Origin of the sequence: Streptomyces xanthochromogenes (genome assembly GCF_014650455.1) — a bacterium.
Classification (GTDB): domain Bacteria; phylum Actinomycetota; class Actinomycetes; order Streptomycetales; family Streptomycetaceae; genus Streptomyces; species Streptomyces xanthochromogenes.
Map to the genome: position 1 here is coordinate 1 of NZ_BMUZ01000035.1, position 5707 is coordinate 5707.

The 5707-nt window shown below is 71.6% G+C and carries 2 protein-coding genes; both read right to left on the minus strand.

Annotation, left to right across the window (positions count from 1 at the left end; translation table 11 throughout):
- Nucleotides 1-3659: non-ribosomal peptide synthetase (locus IE267_RS39195; protein WP_189766564.1), on the minus strand; the 3659-nt coding region annotated here is incomplete at its 3' end.
- A partial coding sequence (locus IE267_RS39200) for a condensation domain-containing protein (protein WP_229861688.1) occupies nt 3656-5707 on the minus strand: 2052 nt, incomplete at its 5' end. The genes IE267_RS39195 and IE267_RS39200, both read right to left, overlap by 4 nt.

A 5707-nucleotide genomic window follows, 5' to 3' on the forward strand; every position in this document is an offset into this window, starting at 1 on the left:
CCATACGCACCCGCCAAATCCGAAGCCAACGGACCCAACGACCACCCATCACCCGCAATGTGATGCAGCACGAGCAGGAGGACGTGCCGGTCGGGTGCGAGGCAGAACAGGCCGACGCGCAGCGGGGGTTCGGCCGCCAGGTCGAAGGGATGACGGGACGCCGACGTGAGGGCGTCCGGCAGTTCCGCCTCGGAGATGTCGATGGCGGACAGCTCGACCGTGACGGAGTCCAGGACGTGCTGATACGGAGTGTCCTGGGCTTCGGGGAACACGGTGCGCAGGCTGTCGTGCCGGGCCACCACGTCCTCCACGGCCGCGCGCAGCGCCTCCCGGTCCAGCTCGCCCGTCAGCCGCAGGACGAGCGGAATGTTGTAGGTGGCGCTGGGGCCCTCCATCTTGTGCAGGAACCACAGTCGACGCTGGGCGAAGGACAGCGGTACGAGGTCGGGCAGTTGCTGTTTGGTCAGGGCCAGCCGCGCGGGCCCGGCGGTGTCGAGGCGGGCGGCCACCGCGCCGGCGGTCCGGGCCTCGAAGAGCGTGCGCAGGCCGACCTCGACGCCGAAGGCGGCCCGGATGCGGGCGATGAGGCGAGTGGCCAGGAGCGAATGACCGCCCAGGTGGAAGAAGTCGTCGTCCACACCCACCCGCGGCAGCCCGAGCACCTGCGCGAACAGATCGCACACGATCTGCTCCTGCGGCGTCCGCGCCTCCCGCCCCGACCCGCCCGACGTGAACTCCGGCGCCGGCAACGCCGCCCGGTCCAACTTGCCGTTCGCCGTCAGGGGAAGGTGCTCCACGAGTACGACGGCCGACGGCACCATGTGTTCGGGCAACCGGTCTCGGGTGAACTCCCGTACTGCGTCGGGCCGCAGGGCCTCCCGCGCCGTCACGTAGGCGACCAGGAGGGTCCTGCCGGGCTCGTCCTCACGCACGACCACGGCGACCTGGGTGATGTCGGGATGATCGGTCAACACGGCCTCGATCTCGCCGGGTTCGATACGGAACCCCCGGATCTTGACCTGCTGGTCGGCGCGGCCGACGAATTCGAGGTTGCCGTCGGCGTTGCGGCGTACCAGGTCCCCGGTGCGATACATGCGGGCACCGGGCTCGCTGCCGTACGGGTCGGCCACGAAACGCTCGGCGGTGAGAGCGGGGCGGTGCAGATACCCGCGGGCCACGCCAGCACCCGCGATGTACAGCTCCCCCACCACGCCCGGAGCCGCCAGCTGCAGCCCGGAACCCAGCACATACGCACGGGTGTTGACGATCGGACGGCCGATCGGCACGGACAACGGCCAGTCGTCCGGGTCGTGCCCCAAGGTGTGGGCCGTGACCACATGGGTCTCGGTGGGGCCGTAGTGGTTGTGCAGTACCCGGCCCGGCACCGACCGGTGGAACTCACGGGACAGGCGGCTCGGTGTCAGCGCTTCACCGGCCTGGGCGACGGTAAGCAGCCGCGGCAGCGTTCGGCCCTGCTCGACTGCGGCCTCGGCTAGGGCCTCAAGGACCAGGTTCGGCGCGAACAACTCCTCCACCCGCTGGTCTTCGAGCCACTCGGCGAAGCGGGCCGCGTCGCGCCGGACGTCCTCGGCGGGTATCACCAATGTCTTGCCGAAGAGCAGGGCCGAAAGGACCTCCTGGGCGGACACGTCGAAGCTGATCGCCGTGAACTGCGCGGTCCTGGTGCCCGGTTGGCCGCCGATCTCGCGGTGGTGCCACTCCAGGAGATTCAGCAGGACGCCCGCGGGCATGACGACCCCCTTGGGTCGTCCGGTGGAGCCGGAGGTGTAGATGACGTACGCCGGGTGATCGGGTGCGAGGGCGGGGGTGGGGCTGTGCGTGGGGCGCCCGGCGAGGTCGGTGGCGGTGTCCGGGGCGTCGAGGAGGAGGACCGGGGTGTCGTGCGTGGTGGGGAGGCTGGACCGGATCGCCGTGGTGGTGAGGAGAAGGGCGGGCCGGGCGTCGGTGACCATGTGGGTCAGCCGGGCGGGGGGGTATTCGGGGTCGAGGGGCAGGTAGGCGGCGCCTGCTTTGAGGACGGCGAGGACGGCGAGGACGAGGTCGGTCGAGCGGGGCAGCGCGAGGGCGACGATGTCCTCCGGGCCGATGCCACGGGTCGTCAGCACATGCGCCAGCCGGTTCGCCCGCTCGTCGAGTTCCCGGTAGGTGAGGGCCGTCTCGCCGCAGACCACCGCCGGGGTGTCCGGGGTCCCGACGGCCCACGCCTCGAACGGCCCCGGCAGGGTCGCCCCTGTCGTGCGCGCGACGTCGTCGGGGGCGGCCGACAGAGTGGCGCGCTCCTCATCGCTGAGCAGGTCGATCCGCCCGACGGGCAGCTCGGTTGCGGCGGGTCCGGTGCCGGTATCGGAATCAGTGCTGGTGGCGGTGGAGACGAGGTCGAGCACCTGGATCAGCCGGTCGAGGAACCCGGCGGCCGAGGCCCTGTCGACGAGGTCGTCCCGGTAGTCGAGGCGGAGATAGAGGCGCCGCCCCGGGGCCGCGACCAGGGTGAGCGGATAGTGGGTCGCGTCCCGCCCGCTGCCGAGGTCCGGGGTGACGCGCAGCCCGGTGTCCGGCAGCTCGGTGGATTCGTCCCAGGGGTAGTTCTCGAACACCATGGCCGTGTCGAAGAGGTCGCCGGGGCCGGCCAGTTGCTGGATGCGCGGCAGCCCGAGATGGTGGTGCGCGGTCAGCCGCGTCTGCTCGTCCTGGAGCCGCATGACGGTCTCCGTCAGCGACTGCGCCGGGTCCAGCACGACCCGGACGGGCACCATGGTGATGAGCAGCCCCACCATGGCCTCGACACCGGGCAGTTGCGGGTCGCGCCCCGCCACGACGGCCCCGAACACCACGTCGTCGTGCCCCGTGTGCCGGCTCAGCACCAGAGCCCAGGCGGCCTGGAGAACCGTGTTCGTGGTCACGCCCTGCCGACGCGCCCAGTCCGTCAGTGCCGTCGTGCGGTCCTCGTCCAGCTCGACGGTGATCCGCTCCGGCATGAGTGCGGGCCGCGCCGGATCCACCGCGGCGACCAGGGTCGGCTGCTCAAGGCCGACGAGCGCCTCGCGCCAGGCGGCCTCCGCCGCCGGCCGGTCCTGCTGCGCGAGCCAGCCCAGATACTGCCGGTACGGGGTCGTCCGGGGAAGCCCGGCGGCGTCGCCGTGGCTGCCGTACAGCGTGAGCAGCTCGTGGACGAGGATGGGCATCGACCAGCCGTCGAGCAGGATGTGATGGGTGGTCATGACCAGCCGATGGTGTGCCCCGGCCAGCCGCACCAGGGTGAAGCGCAGCAGCGGCGGCTGTGCCAGGTCGAAGCGGATGCCGTGTTCCTTGGCGGCGAGTCGGAGGATTTCCGCCTCCGCTTCGGCGGCGGGCAACGACGCGAGGTCGTACTCGGCCCAGGGAACATCCACTTGACGAGGTATCAGCTGAACGGTCCCTCCGGATTCGACCTGCCGGAAGCCGGCCCGAAGGTTAGGGTGCCGCTGGACGAGGGCGCGGACGGCCGTCCGCAGGCGCGCCGCGTCGAGGGTGCCTTCGATGTCGAAGACGTGCTGCACCGCATAGACGTCCGCGCCGTCCTGCTCGTAGCGGGAGTGGAACAGGAGCCCCTCCTGCATGGGCGAGAGGGGAAGGATGTCTTCCAGGCCCGACGACGTCATTTCTGAATCCTCCACGCGGCTTCGAGCTGCTCGATGTCGTGCTGACTGAGTTCGGTCAGGGGGAAGTCCGAGGGTGTGTGGCCGCCCGCACCGGACCGGTCGACGTGCCGGACCAGGCCACGGATCGCCAGGAACCACTGCTCCGCGAGGGCGCGGACGTGTGGTTCGGGCCAGAGATCAGGAGCCCAGGTCCAGACGGCCTCCAACCACGGCCCGTCCGGGGTGTCACGGACCATGGAGTTGACCTCGATGCCGTGCGCCAGGGCGGTCGCCGGATCGGCGCCGCTCAGCAGGCCGGCCTCCGACGCCACGGTCCATCCCGGATGGCCGGGCACCACCGGAGTGCCCGCGGACGGGAAGCGGCCGAGGTAGTTGAAGCCGAGTTGGGGCACGGCGAGCCCGGCCAGCTCCGGCCCGGTCCCGGTGTTGAGGTGGCGCAGCAGACCGAAGCCCATGCCTCGGTCGGGCAGCGCCCGCAGCTGTTCCTTGACCCGTTTCAGCGCCTGTCCGAGAGCGGGCCCGCCTTCCACGACCTCCTCCCAGACCAGTGGTCCCGGGTCGACACGGACGGGATACAGCGAGGTGAACCAACCCACCGTGCGCGACAGGTCCACGCCCTCGACGATCTCCTCCCGGCCGTGCCCCTCCACGTCGACCAGCAGTGCCGTGTGCCTCCCGCGGGCGTGCCCCCGGCGCCACTGGGCCACCGCCAGGCCCAGAGCGGTCAGCAGGACGTCGTTCACTCCGGCGTGGAAGGCCGTGGGCACCGTGGTCAGGAGCGGGGTGGTGACGTCGGGCGGAAGGGAGAGCGTGAGCGCACTGGCCCGGCCCACGGTGTCCCGAACGGGATCGAGCCGGCCGGCCGTCAGCGGTGGGTCGGCGGCGGCGAGGAGATCGGCCCACAGGGTCGCCTCCGCGGCTCGGGCCGGGTGTCGGGCCTCCGCGGCCAGCAGCGCCGACCAGCGGCGCAGCGAGGTGCCCACCGGGTCGAGCCGGGGCGGGCGGCCGAGCGCGACCGCCTCCCAGGCGGCGATGAGGTCCGGAAGCAGGATGCGCCAGGACACGCCGTCCACCACCAGGTGGTTGACGAGGAGCAGCAGCCTCCCGTGGCGGACCGGTCCGGCATCGAACCAGACCGCCTGGAGCAGCGCCCCCCGCTCGGCCGACAGCCGGGTGGCCGCCGCCTCCGCATGGTCCCGGACGAGCGCCTCGTCAAGGTCCGCCCCGTCGAGGTCCACCGTGTGCACCAGCTCGGCGGCCGTCACCGAACCCACCGACGCGACCGCCAGTGACCACGACCTGCCATCCGTGCCACCCGGCGTCCGGGTCAGACGCAGCGCGTCATGGTGGTCCACGAGTGCCTGGACGGCCAGGGTGAGGCGCTCCGCGCCCAGATCGGCCGGCACCTCCAGCAGCATCGCCTGATGGAACTGGTCGATTCCGCCGCCGCGCTCGTCGAACCAACGCATGATCGGGGTCGGTTCCACCGCTCCGATGCCCGAGTCGTCGAACTCCGTTGTAGAAAGGGCCAGTTCAGTGGCCGCTTCGGCGAGTCCGGCGACCGTCCGCTGCTCGAAGACGTCGCGGACCGTGAATCCGATGCCCGCCGAACGCGCCAGGCTGACCAAACGGATCGACACGATGCTGTCCCCGCCGAGCACGAAGAAGTCGTCGTCGCACCCGACCCGGTCCATTCCCAGAGCCTGCGCGAACAACTCCGCGAGCAGCCGCTCGCGCGCGGTGCGCGGCTCACGGCTCTCCACGTCCGCCCGCACGGCCGGGCCGGGGGCGGGCAGCGCGGCGCTGTCGAGCTTGCCGTTGACCGTCAGCGGCAAGTGGTCCAGCGTGACGAACGCCGACGGCACCATGTACTGCGGCAGGCTTCGCCGCGCGAACTCGCGAAGGCCTTCCGGCGTCAGATCGTCGCGGGGGACGACGTAGGCGATGAGGCGGGCGTCGCCGGCATGGTCGTCCCGGACCACCACCGCGCTCTGCGCGATGCCCGGATGACCGGCCAGCACAGCCTCCACCTCACCCGGCTCAATACG